Origin of the sequence: Mesosutterella faecium (genome assembly GCF_022809315.2) — a bacterium.
GTDB lineage: Bacteria > Pseudomonadota > Gammaproteobacteria > Burkholderiales > Burkholderiaceae_F > Mesosutterella > Mesosutterella faecium.
The window spans coordinates 37,467-62,630 of sequence record NZ_JAKZJU020000002.1 but is presented as its reverse complement, the minus strand read 5'-3'; the positions used below and the strand labels follow the sequence as shown (position 1 = coordinate 62,630).

Genomic DNA, 25,164 nt, shown 5'->3' with positions numbered 1-25,164 from the left:
ATCAGCAGGCGGAAACCGGCGCTGGACCCAGACGGACAATCCGGTCGAACGGAATGTCCGAAGGATTTCTTTCGTGAGACACGCAGAGGATGGCCTCCCCGCGGGCCTCCCAGAACGCGCGGTCCGCCCCCGGGACCGACACGGCCAGGCTGCCGCGCACGCCCGGACCCGTGAGCCGCACCTCTTCGCCCGGGGCGCAGCCGCCGTTAAGCAGCACGAGCCGGACCGAAAGGTCCGGATCGAGCTCCGTGCCGCGCTTGAGGGTCCGCACGACCGGGCCGAACCTCGCAGGCGCGAGAACCACGTCGGCCTCCTGAGCCTGCGCGCTCCGGAGCAGCCCCAGGGGCCCCGCAGGGACGCGTCGCACTCCCCCATTAGGCAGACGAGCCCCAGGCCGCCCGAGAGCGCGAGCAAGCAGGAGCCAAGGAAAAACTCGTCGGCGGGGCCGCAGCCGGCCTTTCCGGATAGGAAAGGGCGAGCAGCAGGCAGCGGAAGGCCCGTTGCTCGGAAAGCGCGGCTCCGCGAAGAACCGTCCGCTCAGTCATGGCGGATCCCGGACACGCTCTGAAAGTCCACCCTGGTAGCCGCCGTTTCGGCCTCGAAGCGCTGCTCGAGCCGATCGCGGGGAAAAGGATCCGGCTCACGGCGGATCCCTGAAGGCGGCCCGCGCCCCGTGCGGGCCCGCTTTCTCCAGAAGGTTCCCGAAGCCAAAAAAAAGCGGAGCGCGAGGCTCCGCCTGGGATCCTCCCCTCCCCGGACGCACCGGGGCTTGGGAGTGAAAAGGAGAGCTGTCCCGCCCCTTGCCGGGCGGGACGCCCCGGGTCAGTTCTTCGCCGTCGCCGGCGCAGGCTCGCGCAGCTTGCCCACGCAGTGATAGACCACGAGGAACGCGAGCACGATCAGCGCCGCGGCGACGATGAGCTGCAGACCGCCCACCATGAACACGAAGGTGCCGTTCGCAATCTGGCCGAAGATGCGGAACACCGCCTCGAAAAGCGCAGTCATCGTGACGATGAACATGAAGGTCATCGGGATGTAGAGCATCCAGCCCTTGCGGCCGGTCGCCTTGAGGAACACGGCAAGACCGGTGAGCACCAGCGCGGAGAGCAGCTGGTTGGCCGAGCCAAAGAGCGGCCAGACGGACATGTAGCCCGCGAGGCAGAGCAGGAAGCCGCCCACCAGGGTCGTCACGGTGGAGAAAACGACGTTCGTGCCGATTTTCTGCACGAGGGTCTTTTCCTTGCCCGGGGCGGGGGTGAAGAACTCCTGCATCGACATGCGGCCGATGCGGGCCACGGCGTCGACCGTGGTGAGGGCGAGGGCGGACACGCACATCGTCAGGATGCAGGCGGCGATGTCGTTGGGCACACCGAAGATCTGCTCAAGGAAGCCCGCGACGGAGCCTGAGAAGGTCTGGAAGGGAGTGCCGGCGGGCAGGTGGCCGTTGCTCGCGGCGGCGCACACCACGATGAGGGCGACCACGCCGAGCACCGTCTCGCAGCACATCGAGCCGTAGCCCACGAAGCGCATGTCGCGCTCGCTGCTGATCATCTTGGAGGAAGTGCCCGAGGAAACGAGCGAGTGGAAGCCCGAGACCGCGCCGCAGGCGATCGTCACAAAGAGGATCGGGAAGAGGTCCAGGTTGTGCACGGTGAAGCCCGTGACGGCCGGCATGTTGAGAGTCGGATTCTTCACGAAGACGCCGAGCACGCCGCAGAGGATCATGCCGAGCAGCAGGAAGGACGACAGGTAGTCGCGCGGCTGCTTCAGAATCCACATCGGGCAGACCGCGGCCGCGAAGAGGTAGACGAAGGTCACGTAGCGCCAGGTGTCAGCCGAGGCGTAGATCGGGAACTCGATGCCGAGGGCCACCATCACGACCATGAGCGCGACGCCCACCACGAACTGCAGTCCGGATGAGGGCTTCACGTACTTCATGAAAAGGCCGAAGATGATCGCGCCCACCATGTAGATCATGGAGATCGAGGCCGCGGCGGCGTTGGGCATGAGCGGAGCGCCGGTCTTGGAAAAGCCATTGAAGGTCGCGGCCACCATGTCGCAGAACGCCGCGAGCACGAGCAGCGAGAACAGCCAGCAGAAAAGCAGGAAGAGCTGCTTGCCGGTGTGTCCCACGTAGTCCTCGATCACCGAGCCGATCGACTTGCCGTTGTTCTTGACCGAGGCGTAGAGCGCACCGAAGTCGTGGACCGCGCCGAAGAAGACGCAGCCCACCAGCATCCACAGCAGCGCCGGCAGCCAGCCGAACATTGCCGCGATGATCGGACCGGTCACCGGGCCCGCGCCCGTGATCGAGGTGAACTGATGGGCCGCGACGGTCCACTTGGAGGCCGGGGCGAAGTCCCCGCCCTTGTTTCTTACGGCCGGGGTGAGGGCCTTGGGGTCGATGCCCCAGACTTTCTCCAGCCATTTCGAGTATACGAAATACCCGAAGCCGAGCGCCGCAAAGGCGATCAGCATGACGGTTACGCCGTTCATTGTGTTATCTCTCTAAGAAAAGTGTTTGAAGTCTTGTAAAACCGTGGGAGCTCTTCTCCCCCTTAAAGCGCGGGGCCCGGGGGGCGCTCCTTCTTTGAGGAATCAGACCAAGAAGAATCCCATTGCAGAAAAATATATATTTTTATCTGATATCCTGGTTGCCGAAGGCCATGGATTTTTCCCTTAAGCTGAACTCACTAAGCTTCTGCATTTATTCTATTTATTTTATTTATTTTACAAACACTTAAATCTTATATCCCCGGCGCGGGGCCGCTTTTTTGCGGGAGGGGGGAGACCGCGCTGCGAGCCACCCCGAGCCCCCGCGAGGACCGCCTGGCCGGCTTCGGCGCTGAGATGTATACAGAAACGCCGCCGCGCTTTAAACTTCAGGTTCCGGAGCGTTTTTTAAGTCCATGAACTTCTCCCGCCTCCTTCAATGCCTCGCCGCCCCGCTCTGCGCCCTGTGCGCGGCGCAGGCCGTCTATTCGCAGGAACTTCCCCCCGTGGTGCAGGTGGCGGTTCAGGCTTCGCTCGACCCGGAATTCTTCCTCGAGTCCTACGAGCCCACCATCGCGTATCTCAAAAAACGCTTCCCGGGGACCGAGTTCAGGCGCACGGATTACTCGAGCGCGCAGCTGATCGAAGCGATCAAGCAGGGCCGCGCCGATCTTTTCTTCGCCGACAGCGGCATCTTCACGTTCCTGCACATCCGCTACCACATCATGCAGGTCGCCACCAGGCTCGCGCCGCACATCAGCGATCCATGCCACGCGGTGGGCATGACCGTGGTGGTGCCCGATCGCTCGCCCGTGCGCTCGATCGAAGACCTGAAGGAGAGCCGGGTCGCGGTGAACGACCCCGAGCGCTTCACCACCTGGATCGCCTTCCAGGGGGTGCTCGCTGAACGCGGGGTCGACTTCGGACCGATCGAGAGCCGGGCGGTCGTCGCCAACTACGAGGAGCCTCCGCTGCTTGAGCGGCTCTCCTCGGGCCAGGCCGACGCCGCGGTGCTCCCCTCCTGCAGCCTCGAGCGGCTCGAGGCCGAAGGGCGCGTCAGAAAGGGCGCTTTCCGCGTGCTCGAACCCCAGCCAATCACGGGCTACCCCTGCCGCAGCACGAGCGCGCTTTTCCCCGACACCGTCTTCGGGGCGACGCCGCGGCTCACCCCCGGAGCGGTGAAGACCCTGATGGTGGCCGCACTCACCATGCCGCCCACCCGGCGGGGCTACAGCTGGGGGATCGCAAACGACTTCCACCCGGTCGACAAGCTCTACAAGACCCTGAAGATCGGTCCCTACAGCTACCTGCGCGAAACCAACTGGAAGGTGCTCTGGGAGCAGTACAAGAGCGTGGTATTCGCGCTGCTTGCCGCGGCGGGCTTTCTCATCTTCCACACGCTTCGGGCGAACGAGCTCGTGCGGCGCCGAACGCGCGAGCTCCAGGCCGCGATCGACGAGAAGACCGAAAGCGACCGGCAGGCCCGCGAGGCCCGAGAGCGGCTCTCGCACATGGAGCGCGCGGGCGTGGTCTCCGAAATGTCGTCGCTGCTCGTGCACGAGGTGCGCCAGCCCCTGGCAACCCTCATGACCTATGCGGGCGGGCTGCGGATGTATTTCCGGAAAAAGGGGACGGAGGATCCTGTCGTGAACCAGACAGCCGACGAGATCGTCTCGGAGGCGCAGCGCGTCTCCGACATCGTCGAGCGGGTGAGGAGCTACGCGAAGGCCGACACCCATCCGCGGCACCGGATGGCCGCCGCGGGGCTCATCGAGCGGGCGCTGCGCACCTTCAGCCATAGCACGACCTCAAGCGGCGTCTCGATCCGCAGGCTCTATCGAAGCCCGGCCGGAGCCGCCTCGCCGGAAGTGCTGGTCGAGCCGCTCGAGCTCGAACTCGCGATCGTGAACCTGCTTAAAAACGGCGCGGCCTGCATGGGGACGCTGCCCGAAGCCGCCCGGCGCCTGGACATCGGGCTCGAGTGCGAACCGCCGCACGTCCGGATCAGCGTCCGGGACTACGGGCCGCCGGTCTCCGACAAGCTCATCGCGGGGCTCGCTCGTCCCACCCGCAGCCTGAAGCGCGACGGGCTGGGGCTCGGGCTCACGATCGTGCGCCGGATCATGGAGTCGCACGGCGGTTCCGTGCAGTTTCGGCGCGCCGCGCCCGGCCCCGGGCTCGTCGCGACCCTCACGCTGCCCCTCGTACCCGCAGAAGACAAGGAGAATTAAGCCATGCTCTCGCCTCTCATCCGGCTCGTGGACGACGAGCCGCAGCTTCGCAAAGCCCAGGCCTTCGTCCTTCAGCTCGCGGGGTTCGACACGCGGGAGTTCGAGTCCGCGGAGGACTTCCTCGAGAAGGACGACCACGAGCGGCCCGGCTGCGTGGTGCTCGACATCCGCATGGGCGGCATGAGCGGCCTGCAGTGCCAGGAGGAGATGAATGCGCGCGGAATCAGGCTCCCCGTGCTTTTCCTCTCCGGGCACGGCGACATCCATATGGCCGTAATGGCCCTGAAGCGCGGGGCCGCGGATTTCCTCCAGAAGCCCGTGCCGGCTGAAAAACTGGTTGAGGCCTGCCGCACTCTCGTCGACTGGGACGCGACCTCGCGCGAGAAGGCCCGGGAAAGGGCGCGCGCGAAGCAACTTCTCGCGAAGCTCTCGCCGCGCGAGCGCGAGGTGGCGCAGCTTGTCGCCACGGGGCTGCCCAACAAGGCGGTCGCCGATCGGCTCGGGGTGTCGGAGCAGAACATCAAGATCCACCGCTCCAACATCTACGCGAAGCTCGCCCTCCGCTCGGCCGTGGAAATCCGCTCGCTGCTTGATTCCGCAGGTGCAGATGAAAAGAAGAACCCGCTCATCACGCTGCAGGTTCTTCCGGAAGACGTGGGCGGCGGGGACTCCTCCTGAAGAAGCAGAAAACCCCCGAGCCCCTACAGAGCGGCCTCAGAACGCCACGTGCAGCCCGGCTCGCGTTTTCAGGTGCGCCGCCGGTTGTCGGTCTGTTGCTGCCTGAAACGGCCGTAAGTTCGACCGTGCTGTTTTTATCCAGACGGATGCCGCCCGGGCTCAGGATGTTGTTTCCGGCTTCATTCCTGACGGTGACTTCGCCGTTGTTTTCAGCCCAAATCGTATATTCCGTATCCTGGCAACCGCCCGGGATAGCGTTGCCGCCTGTTTCTGCCTCGACGGTGACTCTGCCGTTGCTGGCACAAATCGCGCCGGAGTATCTGGGCAGCCTGATCGCGGTTTCCCCCTTGGCCGTGGGAACGGAAACCGTGCTGCGATCTTTAATAGCCCACGCACTGGGCGAGCCTGCGCTGAAGCTCGTGTCGTTTCTGACATTCGCATTAAGAGGATCGATCTGCCCTCCACGGCAGCGGTACCGCTCGTATACGTGCCGGTGGCTGTGATGACGTCGCCGCTGATTTCCTTCGTCTCGCCGCCCACCGCTCTGGAAAATGCCGGCACATCCTCGGCAAAACAAGGAGAAGAGAAAAATGCGGCGGTTCCAAACACGCCGAACAGTATGGCAAAGACCTCGGAAAAAGCGGGTCTGCGGCTGGATCTCATCATCATTCTCCTTAACAAAGGCGGAAACTTCTCCCGCGGATATCCGCACACGAGGGGAAAGGCTTCCTTACGAGAGAACTGTGGATACGAGTCAAAAAAATGGAAATTTAAAACCTAATTTGATGTTTTTAAATAAATAGAGTGCTTTGCCAACCTACCAAACAAACTTCAGGGATTGGATATAGACCTTATACGTACGTATAAAGACACCTGCGCTTCTCTCTGCAAAAATAACTAACCATATTGTGTTAGAAAAGAAGGGGCGCATGGTGCGCCCTCTCCAGGAGGGAGAAAATGAGCAGGAAATTCGCACTCACCGTCACTGCAGCGGCCGTAGCCGCGTTCCTCAGCGTGTCCGCGGGCGCCGCCGTGAAGGACGGCACCTTCGAGGGCACCGGCGCGGGCCGCGGCGGCCCCGTGACCGCTGCGGTCACCTTCAAGGCCGGCAAGATCACCGAAGTGAAGATCACCAAGCAGACCGAGACCGCTGGCGTCTCCGACCCGGCGCTCAAGAAGCTCCCGGGCGAGATCGTGGCCGCCAACTCCACGAAGGTGAGCACCGTCTCGGGCGCAACCCTTACCTCGAAGGGCATCCTTGAGGCCGTGAACAACGCGATCAAGGCCGCAGGCGGCAACCCCGCCGACTTCAAGGCGGTGGTGCCTGTGAAGAAGGCCGGCAAGAAGGGCACTGAGACCGTCGCGACCGACATTCTCGTGATCGGCGGCGGCGCCTCGGGCATCACCGCGGCCGTGCGCTCCGCCACCCAGGGCAAGAAGACGATCCTCATCGAGAAGATGCCTCAGATCGGCGGCGACACGCAGCTCAACGCGGGCACCCTTATCGCGACCGGCTCTCGCTACCAGCGCGAAGTCATGAAGGAGACGAAGGACAGCCCGCAGCTCGCCTACAAGGACATTATGAAGGTGGGCAAGTACCGCAACGACCCGGTGCTCGTCAAGATGACGACTGAAAACGCGGGCCGCGTGGTCGACTGGCTGATCGACGACCTCAAGATCCCGTACGGACCGGCCGCGACCCAGTACCCGGATCACTCCGCCAACCGTCAGCTGGGCGTGAAGGGCCGCTCGGTGAACTTCCTGCACCTCATGAGCGGCATCTTCGAGAAGAACGGCGGCAAGATCATGACCGACACGCGCGCCGAGAAGTTCATCACCGACAAGAAGGGCAACGTGACGGGCGTGAAGGCGCGCCTCGCCGACGGCAGCTACAAGATCTTCAACACGAAGGCGGTTATTCTCGCCTCGGGCGGCTACGGCGCCAACCGCGCCCTGCTGCCGAAGGACGTGAAGAAGGGCCTCTTCTACGGTCTTGACTCCGACAGCGGCGACGGCCTGAAGATGGGCCGTGCGATCGGGGCCGCGACGATCAACCTCGACCTCGTGAAGCAGTACCCGCAGGGCGTTGAGACCACGCCGCACCACGGCCTGGCCGCCACCGCCTCCTCGACCGACACGATCAAGAAGTCGGGCGCCATCTACGTGAACACCGACGGCAAGCGCTTCGTCGACGAGATGAAGGGCCTCGGGATTCTCACCGATGCGACCAAGGCTCAGAAGAACTCCATCATGTACATTGTGATGGACAAGGCCGCCTGGAAGCAGTACGTCGCGAAGTCCCTCGAGGACAAACTCGTCGCTTCCGAGGATGACCTCAACAAGTGGGCGAAGATCGTGAACAACGGCCGCCCGGTGATGGCCACCTCCATGAATCTGGCCGAAGCCGCAAAGAAGATGGGCATTAATCCGGCCGGGCTGCAGAAGACCGTGGACCGCTGGAACGGCTTCGTCAAGGCGGGTTCCGACAAGGACTTCGGCCGCAAGACCCTGAAGCCGCTCACCGAGGGACCCTGGTACATCGTCGAGCAGAAGGTCCGCTTCTGCACGACGCTGGGCGGCCTGAAGGCTGACGCCAACATGCAGATCCTCAGGAAGAACGGCAAGCCGATCGGCCACCTCTACGGCGCGGGCTGCGTTGTGGGCGGTGCGAACGGCGCCGACTCCATGACCGCCATGATGAACTCCTGGGCGATCATCTCCGGAGCTGTTGCCGCCGATTCAGCCGTGAAGTCGATCAAGTAAGGAGCGGTCCGCTCCGGGGCCCCTTTCCCCCAAAAAGGCCGGGGCCCCGCCGCGAAGCGCCCTGCTTTCCAAGGACTCCGGCCCCGCCTTTCGGGCGGGCCGGAGCTTTTTTTCTTTCCCCCGTGCTGGAGGCGGCCTCTGGAATCTGCAGGGGCCTGATTTGTTTCAATTTAAGCAAAATGACCCGCTTTCGGGCTCCACCCTCTGCGAAGTCTGATAAGATTTTGTCCTCTATCGCAAAACATTTGAAAAGAATTAAAAAATGGCAGGCATAACCCGTTCCGATCTGATCAAGGCCATCAACAACCGCATTCCTGGCCTTTCTGAAAAAGACACTGATGAAGCCGTCCGGATGCTGCTCAAGGCAATGACAGACAGCCTCACTTCCGGCCGCCGCATCGAGATCCGCGGTTTTGGTGCCTTTGACCTCAACCTGCGCCCGTCCCGTCTCGGCCGCAACCCGAGAACGGGCGAGTCCGTGGAGGTGCCCGCCAAGTTCGCCGTCCACTTCAAGCCCGGCAAGGACATGAAGGACAACGTGAACCGCGCCGCGCAAAACGGCGTGCCGAACCTATCGCAGAAAAAATCCGCCTGAAAAGCGCGTGGCCTGTCCGTCCTTGACCGGGCGGAATGGGCCGGCCGGCAGCAAAAAGCTCCGAAAAGCCGATGCAACGGCCTTCGGAGCTCTTTTTTGCCCATGGACCGCGCTGCCCCTCCCTCCTTTCAGAGGAAGAGGAACCCGGTGTGCGGTCAGCGCCCGCGCCGTAAGGCGGCCTCAAGCTCGAGGAAATTGTGGCAGTCCTGGCACATGAGCCGGGACCTGCCCTTCCAGGCATGGCATGCGTTGCACTGCACGCGCCCCATGTGGCTGCGGTGGGGGTTGGGAGAAAGCGCGGCGGTCTTCTCGCCCAGCGACTCGTAAGAGCCGTGGCAGGAGAGGCACTGCTGCTCAGTGGGCTCGGCCTTGAGCCGCACACCCGCTTTCTGATGCACTGCGGCGAGGTCGGAAGCGAAAGCCGCGGCGCAGAAGAGTCCGAGAATCAAAACTGCGACAGTCTTTTTCATATCACGCCTCCCTGCTGTAAGCCGCGGCCTCGCGCCCGGCGATGGATCCGAAAACGGCGTTGGCCGTCTGGGGGTTGAGCCCCCTCAGCCCCGCGGCTGCGCATTCCCCGACGGCATAAAGGCCGGGGAACACCCGCCCTTCGGGCGTGAGGGCCTGCGTGCGCACATTGGTCATCACGCCTCCAAATGTCCCCTGGATCATGGGCTGGATGCGCGCCGCGTACCACGCGCCGCCAAAAGCCTCCTTCAGGTTCCCGCGCCCGAAGTCCTCGTCGCGCCCGAATTTCCGCATCGCCTCGTAGCGCCGCAGCGTCACCTCGAGCGTGCTCTCCTCCGCCCCGATCGCACGGGCGAGCCCCGACAGCGTCTCGGAGCGCAGGATGTCGCCCGCGGCCACGAGCTTTTTTAGCCTCGGGTCGGCCTCGAGCGCCGGATCCCCAAAGAGCACCCAGGCCTGTTTCTGCGGCAGTGCCCAGATGCGGTGCGACTCGTAGTAGCTCCCCGTCTCGTTCATGAAGCGCCGCCCTTCGCCGTTCACCGCGATCGCGCCCTGGCGGATGACGGAGCGCAGGTTGTAGCGGTTGCCCTTGTACTCGTGGATGGTGGGGTTCGCCTTGAAAACCTCCATGTCGGCGAGTCCCGCCCCGGCCTCTTCAGCCATCCTCTGGCCGTCGCCTCGGTCGGCCGGGGTGCAGTAAATGCCCGCCTTGCCCCAGCCGTGCCCGATGTAAAGGTCAATCATGCGGGGATTCGCCTCGAAGCCGCCAGTCGCAAGCACCACAGCGCGAGCTGGAAAGGCCTTGGATCCCTCCGTAGTCCGGCAGCGCACTCCCGCGATCCGGCCGTCCTTCACGAGAAGGCGCTCAGCCCGGTGCCGGGTGCGGATCTCCACCCCCAGCGCCCTCGCGCGTCGTTCGAGCGAATCGATCAGGAGCTCTCCCAGCCTGTGGCCTTCCTTAATGTTTAAGAAAAACTTCTGGGCCTTCTTCGTCGACCACTCGACCCCGAGCGATGCGAGCCAGTCGGCCGCGGGCACCGCGCCGTCGGCAAGGATCCGCGCCGCCTCGGGTTTCGCCTTCGTGCGGGTGGCCGCGGCGACGCCGATGTAGTTTTTATAGAGATCCTCGGCCGTCGCCGTGAAGCCCAGTTTTTTCTGTATCGGGTGCCCGGCGCAGCCGAAGATTCCGGTCGAAACCCGCGAGGCGCCGCCCACCCAGCTGTTCGCCTCGAGCAGCAGCACCCGGGCGCCGTTCTCCGCGGCCCGGATCGCCGCGGCAAAGCCCCCGGCGCCCGAGCCCGCTACGATGACGTCAAAGCGCGGCTGCGTCCGCGCGAAGGCGGGCAGGACCGGAGCCGAAAGCGCCAGGGCCGCGCCGGCCCGAAGCACCGTTCTTCTGGAAACTGCTTTTTCTGCCATGTGTTTCTCCTTTTTTCCTTTCTCAAGGGTCCGGAAGCCTTTCTTCCAGGTCTTCCGTTCAGGCACACCCTAAACCCGGGGGCGGCACCGAGGTCAAGGAGATCAGGCAAGGGGACGGGGATCAGCCGATCCTCGCGCGGATCAGGATGGAGTAGACGGGCCCCTGCGGGCCGTCTTCGATCGCGAGGAGCCTGCCCGAGGAGTGGTTCAGGAAAGGCCGCCCGAGCCGCCGCGACAGCGACAGCATCGGGGCGAGATCTGCGGGCGAAATCGACAGAATGTCCGGGGTTCTGAGGTACTCGATCAGAAAGCGCCCCGCGGGGATCGACTCAACCGGAGGGCTCAGGTCCAGCCCCAGCCTTTTTGCAAACCCATCGGTCGCCCCCACCCCGAGCTCCACCGAATAGGGGCCCCCAAAGCCCGGGTCGTTGAGCTCTTCGCGGGGAACCTTCACCGAAATGTGGGTGTAGGGAAGGTGCTTCATCCAGGCCGCGGCCAGGCGCCTTGCCGCCCTGTAGTCCTTCTCCCGCCCGTAGGTGTAGAGGCTGTGGATCGGGGGCCGGGCGACGTCTTCGACCGTCCCGGTGCAAAGCGCGCTCCTGGCGAGGAAAGACTCCACCTCACGCAGCCGCTCGAGCCGCAGGGAGAGCTCCCGGAGCTGCTCTTCGACATCCTTTTCCCGGTCCTTGAGCGCCGCGAGCTGCTCGGCGCAGGGGGCGCCCGAGAGCACCTTCACCCGCGCGAGCGGAAACCCGAGGCTTCTCATCACCCGGGCGTCGGCCGTGCGCAGCGCATCGTGCGGGTCGTAGTAGCGGTAGCCGTTTTGCGCGCCCACCGCGGGGCGCAGCAGCCCGATGTCCGTATAGTACCGGATGACGTCGGGGCCGACGCCGAGCGCCGAGGCGATTTGCTTGACTGTCTGCATGAGGAGAGGCGGAAGACCGGAGAGAAAAAAGGAAACGCCGTGCGCTCCATTGTCGGGCATGGCGCCCGGGGCGGTCAACGCTCAAAGGGGGGAGGGGCGGCCGAAGCCTCCCTGATTCTCTCTGCGGCCGGGTCCGGCTCCGCTTCGCTGAGGGCCTAAAAAACCGCCGCACTTTAAAGGGCGGCGGCATCAAATCAAGGTTCTCTCAATTTTTGGAGTTCAGGGACGCGGGCCTTCGGGCTTTTTGTCCGGTCCCTTCTTCGGGGGCTTCCTGTCCTCTTTTTTCGGAGGCCTGCGGTCGCCCTTTTTCGGAGGCTTCGGGCCGCCCTTGGGGGGTTCCGGAGGACGGGGTCCCTTGTCCGGGCCCTCAGGCTTCGGTCCTTCGGGAGGCTTCGGGCCCTTGTCCTTTGCCTGCGCCGCAATGATCGGCAGCGCCGCGAAAGCTGCAAGAAGTGCACGACGTTTCATCGATTTCTCCCTAGACGAGCCAACTGGAAATCCCTGCTCGTTCAGACAGTTTGCTCCCGGCGGCGGGATTCCCGCCAGCGTCTTTTCAAAAATTAACGCTGTTTTAAAAAATTTTTAAAGGCCTGCCGGAGGCGGGCGGCGGCCGGTCAGGAGAGAAAAAGCCCCGGACTAGACTGACCCAAAAAGTTAAGACACTCCGTAATATTCAAAAAGAGTGTCTTCCGTGGTCAACGCCTCACCTTCCAAGAACGCATCAATGTCGTCAAATACGCCCCGGGCCGCGCCCTCGCTTCGCGTCCGTCCCCTCGGGGCCTCTGTCCGAACCCCTGGGGAAACGCCGCCGGAAGAACGGGCCATCCGGCTGTTTATGCGTTGATTCTTATAGCTTTGCGCCTTTTGTCTAATTGTTCTCGGGTTACCGGCGGCCTATAATTCTTTACAAATGTAAAAAAATGTTTTCATTAGACATCTTTTCCCGGCCCTTCGTTCTGCTCTCGGTCTTCTAAAATGAAAAAATATTCTATAAATCAACTGTCTACTTCAAGAACATCCCGCCGGACGACCCCGGCCCTGAGGCCCTCGCGGATCGCGACCGCGACGGCCGCCGCGCTGCTCGCGGCCTGCTCCCTCGGGGCTTCGGCCGACTCCCTCACGGTTGATTTCGTCAACAACTGGACTCGGAACACGACCGGCGTGACCGACGACATCACGGTGAACCAGTACGTGGCCGCCTGGGGCGACGGCGGCGAATGGGGTGAAAAGAACGTCGTGGTCGGGGCGGAAACCGGAACGGGAACGGTGGTGGTGAAAGGCGAGGGAGGGCTCGGCTCCATCAATTCGAGCGCCGGGGGAACGGTCACGGTCCACGGCGGGAGCATTACGTTCCAAAAGCAGGTGAGCGCGAACGGCTCCACTCTCTCCCTGGGCGACTCCTCCACCACCCGGACCACTTTCGAAGGGAACCTTTTCTCCAAGAGCGATGGCGGACAGGATCCCAGCGTCACGGTTCTGGGCCGGCAGATCCAAATGAAGGAGATTTACCAGACCGGCGGCGTGACGGCGATTGGCGGCAAAGAGACCGACAGCGTGAATACGGGCCACATCTCCGTGTCCCAGTCAGAGCTCCATATCGGATCGGCCGGCGGCCGCGTCCGAAGCCTCACCGTTTCCGGCGACGTTCTCCTTCAGGACGATCTGAAATACATCGGGGCGGCCGGGTCTTCGAACGCGAGCTTCCAGTCATCGGGCGACATCGGCCTTCAGGGCCGCGTGTATCTGAACGGCATCAATACAAACCTTGAGGCCTCGAGCGAGTCCGGCGCCATCACGGTCAAATACGGCGTCAATGCTGAAAGCAACAGCTTGAGCCTGAACCGGAAGAAAGGCCTCAGCCTTGACGCTTACAAAGGCATAGAGGTCGACAGCCTGATGCAGGTCTATGGCGACGGCGTTTATTCCTTCAAGACCAGGTCCACGGCAGAGGGCGAAGGCGACATCACCTTCAACACTCCCTTCACGCTGCAAAATGACCGCCGCGCCGGCACAGCCAAGGTGATTTCTGACGGTTCATCCGCGTCGCCCCTGTCGGCGCTCGACAGCGTTCGGAAAGACTTCGGGCTGGACGCCGATCAGGCCGAGGCGCTGATCGAGGCAAGCGGTGACGTCCGATTCGGCAGCTCCGACTCCGATTACACCCCCTACGCACTCTACGCCCGGCAGAACGCGTTTTACTATGTCTCGGGCAACGACATCACGCTGAACGGCAGCCTTTTCGCTGAAAACACCTCCACGAGGGCACGTACCGACCATCTTGGGATTTATATGAAGGCGGCCGGGGATGTTTCGATCAAATCAAAACACAGCAGGGACGCCGGGCTTTACAGCTACGGCGCCAACCGGGTCGAAATCGGGGCCGGCGCAAACATCAGCCTGGACGGCTCGGTTTTCACGGAATCGAGCGGCTATGACGACCGGGACAATACGCTTCTTCTGAAGGCGGGCGGAAACGTCACGGTCACCTCCACAAGAGACAGCGCCTTTTATGCGCACAGCCGGGGCTCCGGCACCATTGAAGCGGGCGGCGACATCAGATTTGTCAAGGGCAGCTACCGGGACTCCATCTTCATTCAGGGCGCCGAAAACGACAGCGACCGCACACAGTACGGCTACAGCCTGACCTTAAAGGGCAGAAACATCAGCGCGGGCGACGTCGATGTCCAGGCGCACGCCGCCCTCTCCGTGCAGGCCTCGGGCGACGTTTCCTTCAACTCGCTCCTTCTTGACACCGACAGCAGTCCGCTTGAGGGCTTTGAGGAGAACGCCATCACCCTCACCGGCGAGGGCTCGACCTTCGCCTTAAGCGGCAGAACTTCAGGCTATTCCGATAACACCCATTCGCTCGAAGTCCGCCAGAACAAGAGCCTTACTGTGACCGCGGACAACATCCTCATCAGCCAGGGCATTGCGGTGAACGAGGCCGGGGGCCTCGCCCTGAATGCCCGCCGCAGCCTCACGGTAAGCAGAAGCGAGAACGAAAGGAACATCGACAGCTCAGGCCGCTTCCAGAATTCCGCCGCCATCCACTGGATCAACGGCAGCGGCGACAGGGACGGACGCCCGGTTTTCGGCAGCTCCGGGGCCGAGGTGACCATCAACGGGCGGGTCGTCTTCAACGATTTCTCCAGGGACGGCGCGTCCACGATCACTTTTGACGGCAGCCGCATCACGCTCAATTCCAACGGCGACGCGGACGCCATTGAAAACCAGAGCGCCGCGGACCATTCGGACTTCGCGAGCCACAGCGATCCGAACTACTATGCCGCCATCCTCGTCGACAGCACCGCGCAGCCCCAGGAAGACCGCCTGCAGATCGGACACGCGGCCAGCTGCAGCGGCGGCTCCGCCGCTGCAGCCACGGAAAGCGTCGCCATCAACGGGGGCATTATTCTTTTGAACCCGCTTTCCGTCAGCATTGACGCCAAAAACATCCTGGTGAACGGCTGGAACAACGACTTTTATTCCACGGAACGGTATGAGGGCAGCTGGTGGAAGTACAACACCACCCTCATGGACGCCACCGGACAGAGCACGGTGCGGATCGGCAGCGACGACACCGACAGGCTCAGGTTCATCGGCGCCATCACCAAGCAAAGCTCCGGCTATAACTACGGCAGCAGCAGGCGCTCCTCGTATGCCCTGTTCGGAAAAAACATTGAAGTTCTGAACGCAGATCTCATGGCCGTGTTCGCGAACGACCACTACGGCGACATCACGATCGGCAGCGAAGAGGCGACCGCGGACACCCTGATCAGGGGCAGCATCGTCAACAACTATGCCAGCGGCATCGGGATTGACATCCACGGCGGCCGCATCGCCATTGTCGACACGTCCGCGACGACGCGGCTGCCGATGGACAACAGCCGCTACAACACCACCACGGACTACAACGGGGAGAGCCAGGGCCTCGTGAACGGCGAGGTGCCGCACGACGCCATTGTGATCGGGGTGGCAGACACGGCGGGCAGCCACGCGGTGATCGGCGACGAGGGCTCGGCGGTCACGATCGAAGGCCGCGTCCTCCTGAAGCGGGGCGAGGCCAACACCGGCACCGGGCTTGAAATCAAGGGCAGCACGATCGCCATTTACGATGCCGACGCCTCGATCTACGGCACCGAGGCCGCAGCCGGGAAGCTGAGCGGCAACGAGCGCCTGCGCAAAAATGAAAATGTCGTTGTGAACGCGGCGACCGACCTCCTCATCGGCACGGACTCGACCAGGGAGGTTGAAATCTACGGCGGCGTGATCGGCTGGGAGGGAAACCCCGGGAATCAGAGGACCATTATCCGCGGCAGCCAGGTCCTGATCGACGCCGCCTCCGGCAAGACGGCGCTCGAGGCGCAGCCGGGCGCGGCCCTCTCGGTCGGGCTTGAGCGGGGCTCAGGCGGCGCGGCGGCGACGACCACGACGCTGATCAACGGGGAAGTCTGGGCCCATGGCTGGAACCGCCGGTCCGGCGAGGTCGCAGAGAACACCCGCATCGAGCTCAAAGGCACTCAGATTGCGGTGGACAGCAACGGCCGCAGCTATGCGGCCTACGCCTCCGAGGCCGGAACCATCAGAATTGGCTCGGAGAGCACCGGGCTCTTCCAGGCACAAGGCGAAATCAAGGCCGCCTATGAGTCTCCCCGCAGGCTGAGCGACGTGAGGGACACCGCTGTCACGGTGAACGCCAAAGAGATCGGCGTGGCCGCCGGCTCCACCGGCTATTCGGTCGAAGCCCTGAACCGCGGCGCGGTCTCGCTGGGGACGGTCTCGACCGAGAAGATCACCGCCCTGGGCGAAATGAGGGCGGGCGCTGACCACGGCGCATACTCCGATTACGAATCCAGCATCACCGCCCTCGCAGGCGGGGAAATCGCCGTTTCGGCCCTGGCGGAGAGCGATCATCCGGATTACGCGGCCGAAGCCCTGCCCTACGGGCGGATCGCGCTCGGTGACGAGAGCACCAGGAAGTTCTACGCGCAGGGCGAGCTCAAGGCCGGGGCCTTTGTCGTCAGCAGCGGCGTTTACGGCAGCGCCGGCAGCGCCTCCATCGCCGCGAACGGCACCGAGACGATGCAGCTCGCCACAACCACCACAGGCTATGCCGCCGAAGCGCTCAACTCGGCCCGGATCACGCTGGGCAGCGATTCCGCCCAGGAATTCAAGGCGAAGGGCGAAATAAAGGCCGACAACCCCCTGCATATTAATCAGGGAAGCCTGGTTTCAGTGAATGCAAAGAACGTTTTCATTGAAACCGACAAGACCCATTACGCCGCCGAGGCTCTGAACGCGAGCACCGTCACCCTGGGAGCGGGAGGCGAAAATTCCACCCTCTGCGCCAGGGGCGAGCTGAAGGCGGAAAACGGCTCCACCCTCACCGGACGGGGAGACACGATCGCCCTCTTCACCGATGAGACTCACTTCGCCGCCGAGGCGCTGACGGGAAGCAGTGTCGAATTCGGCTCGGACACGAGCAGCCTCTTCTATGCGAAGGGCGGACTCAAGGCCGAAAACCAGGGGTTCCTGCGGGCCGCCGCAAAGACGGTCTCGATTGAAGCCGGCTCGAGCGGCCTGGCCGCCGAAGCCCTGAAGGGGAGCGCGGTGACCCTCGGAGCCCGGGACGCGGAAGCCCTCGGCGCCCGGGGCGAACTCAAGGCCGAGGGCGGCGCGATCATCGCCTCCGGAAAGCAGGCCGTGCTTGAGGCCGGCTCCACCGGGTACGCCGCGCGGGCGCTCTCCGGCGGCACGATCAGAGTCGGCGCCGAAGGCACCCGCTCCGTCATCAGGGGCGGCCTCATGAGCGACCTCTCGAGCTCGGTCGCGCTCTTTGCCGAAGGCTCCGGCTCGCTTATAGAAGGCCGGGCCTATGACGAGGGGGCGGTCACCCGCACCGAAGGCGCGGGCTCGGGCCTTGACATCACGCTGAAGGACGGCGCGGTGTGGCGCCCCGAAGGCGGCTCCTCGGTCCGCACCCTCATCTCGCACAACGCCGTCGTGACGCTGGCGAACGGCCGCATCGGCGACACGCTCACGATCGGGCACTGGAAGGACGATCCTACGGTCCTCGCTCTTGACGTCGACTACGGCTCGAACACCGGCAACGACATCGTCTACGTCCGGAACGAGCACACCGGCACCACCGCGGTCGAACTCTCGCGCGGCGCGGGCCCCTCGCACTACACCGCCGCGATGGAAGGCACGGTGCTCGCACGGCTTGGCACCGAATCGGGGTACTTCACGCTCGCGAACCCCCGCCAACAGACCGACCTCTATGTCTACAGGCTCACGCTTGACGAGCGCGCGAGCACCGATCCGTCCTACGGCACCGACGTCTACCTGAAGACCGTGAGCCAGTCGCCCAGGGACGACAACGGCCGCTACCTCCCCGCGCCCTCGAGCCTCATGGGCGTGGCCGGCACCGCCTACAACCTCTGGCGAAACGACATGGACACGCTCTTCCGGCGGCTGGGCGACGTGCATGAGACGGTCGCGCCCGACGGCGTCCACGCCGCCTGGGCCCGCGCGAAGGGCGCCCGCTGGGGCGTCGGCGGCGCGTTCAAGTACAGCGGCGACTACACCGAGTTCGAGGGCGGCGTCGACTTCTTCACCGCGAAGACCGAGCACGGCAGGCACTACGCGGGCGCCGCGATCTCGTTCATGGACGGCAACTCCTCCTACGCGGCGGGCCGCGGCGACAGCTTCGCGCTCGGGGTCGGCCTCTACGACACGTTCGTGCGCGAGGACGGCCAGCATCTCGACCTCTCGCTCAAGTTCGAGAACATCGACACCAAGTACCACTACCTCTCGCAGGGCGTGCGCCACAGCGGAGACGCGGGCAGCCTCGGCTGGTCGATCGGCGCCGAGTACGGCTGGAAGCTTCCTGTGAGGCCGGGCTGGTTCGTAGAGCCGGGCGTGAAGGTGGTGGCCGGCACCTTAAGCGGCGACAGCGGCAGGGACACGGGCGGCATCAGCATGAACTTCGACCGCGTCAATTCGCTGTGGCTGCGCGCGGGGCTGCGCGCGGGCTACGAGTCCGACCGGGTGCAGTTCTTCGCGAAGGCCGCCTGGAACCGCGACTGGTCCGGCAACGGCTCGGTCACGATGAGAAGCGGCGGCGAGAGGCTGCACCTCACCGAGGACTACGACGCGGGGTGGCTCGAGTACGGCGCGGGGCTCACCGTGAAGCTGCAGAAGAACCTTCAGCTCTACATGGACTTCGACCGCGGCTCGGGCGGAAACTACGAGCGCAAGTGGGCCTGGGACGCGGGCCTGCGCTGGAACTTCTAAAAGCGCAAAGGGGAGAGGCCGGGGCCGGAAAGCCGTCAAAGGCCGGGCCCAGATCCTTCGGACAGCCCGAAGGCCCGGAGCTGAAAAAGGAGACGCCGGAATCCGCTTCCCTCCGGCAGGCCCGAGGACGGAAAAAGGCCCCCTGCGGGGCCTTTCGCTTTGGCCCGAACCTTTTGCGTGAAGGCGGAACGCGCAGGCTTTCCGCCTTCGCTTCAAGCCTCGCCCTGCGCCTCCTTCGCGCGCCGCTCCATAAGGACGCAGAACGCCATCTTCCCCGTGATCTGAACCGGGGTCACCTCGAGCAGGGCGAAGTAGCTGAATTTCTGGATCTCGCGGGCCCGCTCCTCAAGCCTTCCCGACGCGAGGCGGTCCATCATGGCGTTGAGGATCGCGAGCTTGTCCTCATCCTTTTCGATATAGTGGCCGGTGCCGCGCACGATCACGCTTCTGTAGCGCGTCTCGTAGGTGAGCGGGAGGACCTTCCCCTCGGCGATGACGGCAAGCGACAGCTTCGGGTCGCGCCGCACGCACTCGGAGCGGTAGCCTTCGGGGGCGCCGTGGATGTAGATCTTCCCGCCGAGACAGACGTAATTGACCGGGACCCCGTAGGGGAAGCCGTCGTCGCCCTGAAGGGAGAGGACCGCCGTGTGGCCCGCCTTCAGAATCTCTTCGCACTCGGCCGGGGAGAGCTGCTGCCCGAACCGCCTCATTTTCCGTTCCTGCATCTTTCATTCACTTCAGAAATGTCCGCGGAGGCCGTCCCCCGGCGGAAGAAGGGCCCGTTCCCGCGGGCCCGGGGTGTCCGGTTTCCGGACCGGGAGCCTGAAGCCGCGGGCCGTCCCGCGGGATTCCTTCAGGCTTTCCTCCTCCAAAAAAAGTGTCAGGCCAAGGCTTCGGATCCGCTTTATCTACCATTGCCGCGCTGCCCTCGTCCTAAACCGTTGCCTTTACCGGCCCTCCCCCTGGCCAGAGAGGAACCGCTCGATCCCCTTGGCCATGAGGTGCATCCCCTCGCGGATCTGCTCCTCGGTGAAGCCCGCGAACCCGAGGATCAGGCCCGAGAGGTCCCGCCTTGCGATGCAGCACTCCGAGAGCGTCCGCAGCTCGAGCCCGCAGGCGCTTCTCAGAAACTGCGCGAGCTTCCTGTCGTCCACGGGGATTGAAAACTGGAAGGCGAGGTGCGTGCCCTGGGGCCCCGAGACGATGCGCCCGTAGCGGCCGAGAAGGATCTGCGCCGCCTCGATCATCGCGGCGCGGCGGGCCTTGTAGAGCTTTTTCAGCCGGCGCACGTGCGCCTCGTACCGGCCGCCCGCAATGAACTCGGCGAGAATCACCTGGTGGACCTCGCTCGCGTGGCGGTCGTTGAGCATCTTCGCGCCCCCGAAGGCCGCCGCGAGCCCCTTCGGGGCGATGAGGTAGCCCATGTTGAAGCCCGGGTAGATCATCTTCGTGAAGCTGCCCAGGTAGACCACCGAGCTGCGGGCCGCGTCCGCGGAGGCAAGCGCCGAATGCGGGGCGCCGTCGAAGCGCAGCTCCCCGTCGTAGTCGTCCTCGATCAGCCAGGCGCCGCTCGAGGCGGCCCAGCCGATGAGCCCGGAGCGGTCCTTCTGACCCATGAGGTAGCCCATCGGATACTGGTGGCAGGGAGTGACGAGCATCCCGCGGGCGCCGGAGGAGCGGACCGCCTCCAGGTCAAGCCCCGGCTCTTCGATCCTCACGGGCTCGGGCCTGAGCCCAAAATAGGCGAGCGCCTGGCGGTGCGGCTGGTAGCCGGGATCCTCGACCAGAATTTTCTCGCCCGGCTCGAAGAGCACCTGCGCGCACATGGACAGCCCCTGCTGGATGCCGCTTGTCACAATCACGTCCTCGGGGGCGCAGTTAAGGCCCCGCGCGCGGCGCACGTAGTTCGCGATCGCCTCGCGGAAAGGCGGGTAGCCGCAGGGCTCGCAGTAGCCGTTGTGCAGCCACGGGCTTTTCGAGACGCGGGCGACGATCTGCGTCCACTTCTTGCCGGGAAGGCTTTCGTAGTCGGGGCTCGCGATCGCGAAGGGCCGCAGCGCCTGCACGCGGAAGGACAGCGCCTCGAGCGCGAGCGAGGCCCTCGGGGAAACGCGCTTTTGCACCGCGGGGACGGCGACGCTCAGCGGGGCCGCCGCCCGCCCGCGGGGCGAGCCAGCCCTCGTCGCGAAGCCGCGCGTAGGCGGCGGTCACTGTGACGCGCCCCACCCCGAGCCGGGCCGAGAGCGCGCGCGAGGAAGGCAGCCGGTCGCCCGGCCGCAGCGACCCGGACCGGATCCCCGCGAGAAGCGCCTGGTAGACCTGGTCCTTCAGGGGGACTGCGCCCTCCCCGGTGTCGAGCTCAATGTCAAGCGTGAGGCTTGAAGTGCGTGCGGTCATATGCCGTCTCCCCTAAAAAGAGATGTAGCTGTGCAGACCGGCGAAAAGCACGCTCACGCCGAAGTAGGTGAAGAGCACGATGACGAAGTCGGCGAGCGCCCAGGCCGCGAGCCCCCTGCCCGAAAGCTTACCGCGCCAGTCGGCGTGCAGCAGCAGCACGTAGGCGCACCAGGTGAGGAAGGCCCAGGTCTCCTTCGGATCCCAGGCCCAGAAGCGGCCCCAGGAGTACTGCGCCCAGACCGCCCCGAAGATGAGGCCGCCCACGGTGAAGACAAGCGTCGCATCGGCGAGCAGCCGCCGCAGCACCGGCACGAGCCGCTCGCCCCGGCTGGAGAAGATGATGCCGAGCGAGAGCACGGCGGCGACCGCATAGGCCGCGTAGGCGGCAAAGGAGAGCGCCACGTGGGCGATGAGCCAGCCGCTCTTGAGCGACGGCAGGAAAAGCAGGGGCCGCGAGGGGATGCCCGAGAGCGACAAAAAGAGCAGCAGCGCGCCGCACCCGCCGAAAAGCGCCGCGGGAAAGAACCGCGAGTCCGTGCGGCGCAGGACGAAGAGCCCGAGCGCGAGCGTGAGGAAGGCAAAGAAAAGAGCCGACTCGAAAAAGGTGGAGACCGGGAAGGACTCGAACCAGCTCACGTCCATCGCCTGCGCGTAGCCCCGCCAGCGCAGGACAAAGCCCCAGGCCATGAGGGCCATGGCGGGCAGCGCCGGGATGAAGGAGAAGCGCCGCAGCCCTCGGCCGCCCAGCAGCCCGAGCAGCCCGGCGAGGATGAGAAGGAGCCCTGCGAGCCCGGCCATTTCTTCTGCGCTCATTTCACTTTCCTCCGAATGACGAGAGCAAGTCCCGCGCAGCCTGCGCTGGCCAGTGCGAAGCCCAGCAGGATCAGGGGACTGAAGGGCAGCCGCGAGACGGAGAGCACCGTGTACTCCACCCCCTTGAAGTCGAGAAAGTGCAGCCTGCAGCCTCCCAGCTGCTCGGACTCGGGCGCGGCCGGAAGCACCCAGCGCCTGAAGTGAGCGCCCTTTTCTGTGACGAGATCGACGAGGTAGGCGGGATTGAGGATCCCCTTCACGCCCGCGTCCCGGATGCCGGAGTCCGGAAAGACCGCGCTCGGGATGAAGTCGCGCACGGTGACCGAGCCGCAGCCCGGGACCCGGGCGGTCTCGCGGAACTTCAGCTCCAGGGCAGCCTCGCGCGGGCCGGCCTTGGCCAGAATCCGCGGATTAAGGCCCGCGGTGAGGCCGTGGCTGTGCTGATAAAAGTCGTAGCCGCCGTAGGAGAACGGATGGTTCACGGAAAGCTTCACGTTCGTTTTCTTTCCCCCGTCCTCCACGGTGATGTCGGAGTCGTAGGAGCGGATGCGGAGCGAGTTCGGGTAGGTGCTGATCCGGAAGTCGTTCAGCCGCAGCGCGAAGGGCAGCTTCCGGTCCTTGTCGCTTTTGTCCACGTAAAAGGAGGCGGCGTCGCCCTCGCGGATGTAGACGAAGCCCTTCTCTCCGTACCGGGCGTTAAGGAAAAAACCGGCGAGCGCGGCGAGCAGCCCCGCGTGCAGGAGCACGAGCGAGACCCAGGCGAGGCTCGCCTCCGGACGGCGCAGCCTGCGGACCAGATAAAGGGCGAGAGAGGCCGCGAAAAGCGCAAGTCCCGCGAGCAGCCCCGGAGAGTCCGCGGCGGACTCGAGCCCGCGCCTTGCCGTGGCGAGTACGAGGCTTGCCGCCGTGACGACGGCCCCGGCCGCGCAAAGCAGCAGCGGAATGTTCTTAAACAGTGAGCGGACCTGCATTTTACGATGGATCCAAGTGTTTTTGATTGGATCCAATCTACCGAAACGCCCCCGGAATGACTAGATCCAAACCGCGGCTAAATGATGAGGCCATTTCCCGCCGGCCGCCCTCTGAAAACCAGGTCCGGACGGAGCGCTCAGAAAGAAATAATCATTCATCATACTGTTTTTAAATAATTTAATTTTTCAATTTCTAAAAGCAGGCCTCTTTCCCGCCTTTTTGGCTCCGTTTTGGATCCATGATTTATTTCCAAAATGGGTCTATTTGGAAATCTTAACTGATGCTTAAATGGCTTCAATGTTCAAGCCACGGCTTCATTGGCTTCATTGCTTTTATAAAAAAAACTCTACGAAGGAGAGTCCATCATGAGAGGGAAAGCATTTCCGGCAGCGCTCGCGCTCTGCGCCGCAACCGCCCTCGGGGCCGCCCCGGCGGCCGAGGCCCTGACACGGGCCGCGCCGCTCACGCCGCCCGCGCAGAAGGTCGAGAACCCGCAGCAGTGCCTCGCCTGCCACACCCCGGTGGCGAAGCTCCACAACCGCGGGGCGCACAGGAACGTGAACTGCGGCTCCTGCCACACGGTGCCCGCGGGGCACACTTCCGCCCCTTCGGCCGCCAACCGCCCGAAGACCCGCTTTGACTACGGCTCCTGCTCCCAGTGCCACAAGGAGCAGCACAAGGACCTGTTCAATCCCAAGTACCACTACGAATGGGCCCAGAAGAAGGGCATGAACGACTACAGCTTCGTGCGCGACCAGGACGACGGGTGGCCGCGCGCGATCCAGCACAAGTTCCCGCGCTTCCACGCCGGGCTCATGTCGGACTTCATCGCGAACCGCGCCAACGGCCGCTTCAAGTACAAGTCCCTTGTCGCGCAGGGCGCGCCTCAGGAAGACCACTGGAAGAACATCATCGACGACTTCCCGCAAAACGGCGACCTGATGAAGGGCGACGTAATCGGCATCGGCTGGCGGCCGCATAAGGGCCGCGAGGGCCAGCAGGACTCGCGCTGCCTGCTCTGCAAGACCTCCGAGACGATGCTGGAGTACGCCTACGACGGGACTGCGCCCAACCCGAAGGGCTATGACTTCGACAGCAAGGTGGTCCCGATGCTGAAAGGCACGCACTCGGGCTTCAACTGCAACTTCTGCCACGATCCGCACTCGGCCGAGCCGCGCGTGATCTTCGCGCCGATGATCGAATCGATGACCGGAAAGAACGGCCGCGGAAACACCTACCAGAGGCAGGCGAAGAAGGGTAGCAAGGCCTTCCCGTCGATGGAGGTGATCGACATGGGCGTGCGCGGCTTCACGCGCAAGATCGGCATCCTCTCCGACTACAACGCCAACTACCAGTGCGGCCAGTGCCACAACGCGGCCAACCGCTACCTCAACTACAAGCACAATGACACCGGCAAACCCGTCACCCGCGAGGAACTCGCCAAGGCCGGCGTGAGCCCCTACTCGACCGAGTTCCTGGGCGACCCGGTGAAGACCTACGAGTGGTTCAAGAAGAAGGGCTGGAACCAGGGCACGAACGGGCTCACCGGCGTGAAGTACATCAACGGCTCCGACCACCCGAACGTTGAAATCCTGATCAACAGCAGGCACGGCCAGGCCGGCGTCACCTGCACCGACTGCCACTTCGCGAAGAAGAAGGACGGCACGTTCGAGCACCAGCCGAGCCTTGCGAAGCTGAAGGCCCGGAACACCTGCATGAGGAGCGAATGCCACGGTCCGGGCTCCAGGGACAACTGGACGAACCCCGGCCAGGCGCTCTACACGATCGAGTCGATCCAGCAGGCCTACAGGATCCGCACCCAGAAGATGGAGATGGCCGCCAAGGACGCGCAGCGGATGCTCGCCGCCGTGAAGGCGAAGAAGGCGACGCTGCCGCAGGCGGAGTTGAAGACCCTCACCGAGGCCTACGAGCAGTACCTCTCGACCCGCGACTACTGGCTCACGGATCTCTCGAGCAGCTTCCACAATCCGAGGGCGTTCGACCGCTCGGTCACGAAGACGATCTGGGATCTGAGAAGCGCGAACGGCAAGGCAAAGAAGGTTTTCAAGACCCTGTAAATCCCATTCGCAGGCAGTCCTGAAAAACAAGGGTCC

17 protein-coding genes and 1 pseudogene are annotated in these 25,164 nt (G+C 64.2%); 7 read left to right on the top strand and 11 right to left on the bottom strand.

Going from position 1 to position 25,164, the window contains the following annotated elements:
• Position 1: 1 nt before the first annotated feature.
• Entirely contained in the window at positions 2 to 367 is a 366-nt protein-coding gene (locus MUN46_RS10720; protein WP_285230634.1) for a phosphonate C-P lyase system protein PhnH, read from the bottom strand.
• A gap of 455 nt (positions 368 to 822) precedes the next feature.
• Positions 823 to 2,496, bottom strand: coding sequence for a carbon starvation CstA family protein (locus MUN46_RS10715; RefSeq protein ID WP_243375923.1), 1,674 nt, complete (start codon positions 2,494 to 2,496; stop codon positions 823 to 825).
• Between the two features lie 413 nt (positions 2,497 to 2,909).
• On the opposite strand from MUN46_RS10715, the gene MUN46_RS10710 reads away from it, so the two are divergent.
• The 5 genes from MUN46_RS10710 to MUN46_RS10690 all read left to right on the top strand — a co-directional run bounded on the left by MUN46_RS10710 (position 2,910) and on the right by MUN46_RS10690 (position 8,760).
• On the top strand, positions 2,910 to 4,724 hold the full coding sequence (locus tag MUN46_RS10710) for a sensor histidine kinase (RefSeq protein ID WP_243375922.1): 1,815 nt from the start codon (positions 2,910 to 2,912) through the stop codon (positions 4,722 to 4,724).
• Positions 4,725 to 4,727: 3 nt separating this feature from the next.
• Positions 4,728 to 5,402: a response regulator transcription factor gene (locus MUN46_RS10705; protein ID WP_237978266.1), complete on the top strand. Its 675-nt coding sequence runs from the start codon at positions 4,728 to 4,730 to the stop codon at positions 5,400 to 5,402.
• Positions 5,403 to 5,904: 502 nt separating this feature from the next.
• Complete coding sequence (locus MUN46_RS10700; protein ID WP_243375921.1) at positions 5,905 to 6,183, top strand: hypothetical protein; 279 nt, start codon at positions 5,905 to 5,907, stop codon at positions 6,181 to 6,183.
• Positions 6,184 to 6,359: 176 nt separating this feature from the next.
• The gene (locus MUN46_RS10695; protein WP_237978268.1) at positions 6,360 to 8,165 is read left to right on the top strand and encodes an FAD-dependent oxidoreductase; all 1,806 of its coding nucleotides are present in this window, start codon (positions 6,360 to 6,362) and stop codon (positions 8,163 to 8,165) included.
• 271 nt (positions 8,166 to 8,436) lie between these two features.
• Positions 8,437 to 8,760 carry an integration host factor subunit beta gene (locus MUN46_RS10690; protein WP_237978402.1) on the top strand — a complete coding sequence of 108 codons (324 nt, stop codon included), beginning with the start codon at positions 8,437 to 8,439 and terminating at the stop codon, positions 8,758 to 8,760.
• A gap of 155 nt (positions 8,761 to 8,915) precedes the next feature.
• Here MUN46_RS10690 and MUN46_RS10685 read toward each other — a convergent pair whose 3' ends face one another.
• From MUN46_RS10685 to MUN46_RS10670, 4 genes are all read right to left on the bottom strand, one after another.
• On the bottom strand, positions 8,916 to 9,230 hold the full coding sequence (locus MUN46_RS10685) for a cytochrome c3 family protein (RefSeq protein WP_243375920.1): 315 nt from the start codon (positions 9,228 to 9,230) through the stop codon (positions 8,916 to 8,918).
• Position 9,231: 1 nt separating this feature from the next.
• On the bottom strand, positions 9,232 to 10,647 hold the full coding sequence (locus MUN46_RS10680) for an FAD-dependent oxidoreductase (protein WP_237978270.1): 1,416 nt from the start codon (positions 10,645 to 10,647) through the stop codon (positions 9,232 to 9,234).
• A 121-nt stretch (positions 10,648 to 10,768) separates the two neighbouring features.
• Positions 10,769 to 11,572, bottom strand: a complete 804-nt coding sequence (locus MUN46_RS10675) for a MerR family transcriptional regulator (RefSeq protein ID WP_243375919.1) — start codon at positions 11,570 to 11,572, stop codon at positions 10,769 to 10,771.
• Between the two features lie 219 nt (positions 11,573 to 11,791).
• The gene (locus MUN46_RS10670) at positions 11,792 to 12,040 is read right to left on the bottom strand and encodes a hypothetical protein (RefSeq protein ID WP_237978272.1); all 249 of its coding nucleotides are present in this window, start codon (positions 12,038 to 12,040) and stop codon (positions 11,792 to 11,794) included.
• A 507-nt stretch (positions 12,041 to 12,547) separates the two neighbouring features.
• On the opposite strand from MUN46_RS10670, the gene MUN46_RS10665 reads away from it, so the two are divergent.
• Positions 12,548 to 18,868 carry an autotransporter outer membrane beta-barrel domain-containing protein gene (locus tag MUN46_RS10665; RefSeq protein WP_243375918.1) on the top strand — a complete coding sequence of 2,107 codons (6,321 nt, stop codon included), beginning with the start codon at positions 12,548 to 12,550 and terminating at the stop codon, positions 18,866 to 18,868.
• A 212-nt stretch (positions 18,869 to 19,080) separates the two neighbouring features.
• Here the strand turns inward: MUN46_RS10665 and MUN46_RS10660 are convergent, their stop codons facing one another.
• From MUN46_RS10660 to MUN46_RS10645, 5 genes and pseudogenes are all read right to left on the bottom strand, one after another.
• A complete protein-coding gene (locus tag MUN46_RS10660; protein ID WP_243375917.1) occupies positions 19,081 to 19,593 on the bottom strand; it encodes a pyridoxamine 5'-phosphate oxidase family protein in 513 nt (170 codons plus the stop codon).
• A gap of 222 nt (positions 19,594 to 19,815) precedes the next feature.
• Positions 19,816 to 20,991, bottom strand: a complete 1,176-nt coding sequence (locus tag MUN46_RS10655; protein ID WP_243375916.1) for an aminotransferase-like domain-containing protein — start codon at positions 20,989 to 20,991, stop codon at positions 19,816 to 19,818.
• Positions 20,992 to 21,076: 85 nt separating this feature from the next.
• A pseudogene (locus tag MUN46_RS11800) lies at positions 21,077 to 21,265 on the bottom strand (GntR family transcriptional regulator); the annotation flags it as partial.
• 12 nt (positions 21,266 to 21,277) lie between these two features.
• A complete protein-coding gene (gene ccsA / locus MUN46_RS10650) occupies positions 21,278 to 22,078 on the bottom strand; it encodes a cytochrome c biogenesis protein CcsA (protein WP_237978276.1) in 801 nt (266 codons plus the stop codon).
• Entirely contained in the window at positions 22,075 to 23,049 is a 975-nt protein-coding gene (locus tag MUN46_RS10645; protein WP_243375915.1) for a cytochrome c biogenesis ResB family protein, read from the bottom strand. The genes ccsA and MUN46_RS10645 overlap by 4 nt, the downstream gene beginning before the upstream one ends.
• Before the next feature lie 366 nt (positions 23,050 to 23,415).
• Between MUN46_RS10645 and MUN46_RS10640 the strand changes: the two genes are divergently transcribed.
• Positions 23,416 to 25,128: an ammonia-forming cytochrome c nitrite reductase subunit c552 gene (locus MUN46_RS10640; RefSeq protein WP_243375914.1), complete on the top strand. Its 1,713-nt coding sequence runs from the start codon at positions 23,416 to 23,418 to the stop codon at positions 25,126 to 25,128.
• The last annotated feature ends 36 nt before the right edge of the window (positions 25,129 to 25,164 follow it).

What these genes read in the sequence shown, in the direction of transcription:
- MUN46_RS10715 (WP_243375923.1), bottom strand. Translation starts at nt 2,496, where the DNA reads ATGAACGGCGTAACCGTCATGCTGATCGCCTTTGCGGCGCTCGGCTTC.
- MUN46_RS10710 (WP_243375922.1), top strand. Translation starts at nt 2,910, where the DNA reads ATGAACTTCTCCCGCCTCCTTCAATGCCTCGCCGCCCCGCTCTGCGCC.
- MUN46_RS10705 (WP_237978266.1), top strand. Translation starts at nt 4,728, where the DNA reads ATGCTCTCGCCTCTCATCCGGCTCGTGGACGACGAGCCGCAGCTTCGC.
- MUN46_RS10700 (WP_243375921.1), top strand. Translation starts at nt 5,905, where the DNA reads ATGACGTCGCCGCTGATTTCCTTCGTCTCGCCGCCCACCGCTCTGGAA.
- MUN46_RS10695 (WP_237978268.1), top strand. Translation starts at nt 6,360, where the DNA reads ATGAGCAGGAAATTCGCACTCACCGTCACTGCAGCGGCCGTAGCCGCG.
- MUN46_RS10685 (WP_243375920.1), bottom strand. Translation starts at nt 9,230, where the DNA reads ATGAAAAAGACTGTCGCAGTTTTGATTCTCGGACTCTTCTGCGCCGCG.
- MUN46_RS10680 (WP_237978270.1), bottom strand. Translation starts at nt 10,647, where the DNA reads ATGGCAGAAAAAGCAGTTTCCAGAAGAACGGTGCTTCGGGCCGGCGCG.
- MUN46_RS10675 (WP_243375919.1), bottom strand. Translation starts at nt 11,572, where the DNA reads ATGCAGACAGTCAAGCAAATCGCCTCGGCGCTCGGCGTCGGCCCCGAC.
- MUN46_RS10670 (WP_237978272.1), bottom strand. Translation starts at nt 12,040, where the DNA reads ATGAAACGTCGTGCACTTCTTGCAGCTTTCGCGGCGCTGCCGATCATT.
- MUN46_RS10665 (WP_243375918.1), top strand. Translation starts at nt 12,548, where the DNA reads ATGAAAAAATATTCTATAAATCAACTGTCTACTTCAAGAACATCCCGC.
- MUN46_RS10660 (WP_243375917.1), bottom strand. Translation starts at nt 19,593, where the DNA reads ATGCAGGAACGGAAAATGAGGCGGTTCGGGCAGCAGCTCTCCCCGGCC.
- ccsA (WP_237978276.1), bottom strand. Translation starts at nt 22,078, where the DNA reads ATGAGCGCAGAAGAAATGGCCGGGCTCGCAGGGCTCCTTCTCATCCTC.
- MUN46_RS10645 (WP_243375915.1), bottom strand. Translation starts at nt 23,049, where the DNA reads ATGCAGGTCCGCTCACTGTTTAAGAACATTCCGCTGCTGCTTTGCGCG.
- MUN46_RS10640 (WP_243375914.1), top strand. Translation starts at nt 23,416, where the DNA reads ATGAGAGGGAAAGCATTTCCGGCAGCGCTCGCGCTCTGCGCCGCAACC.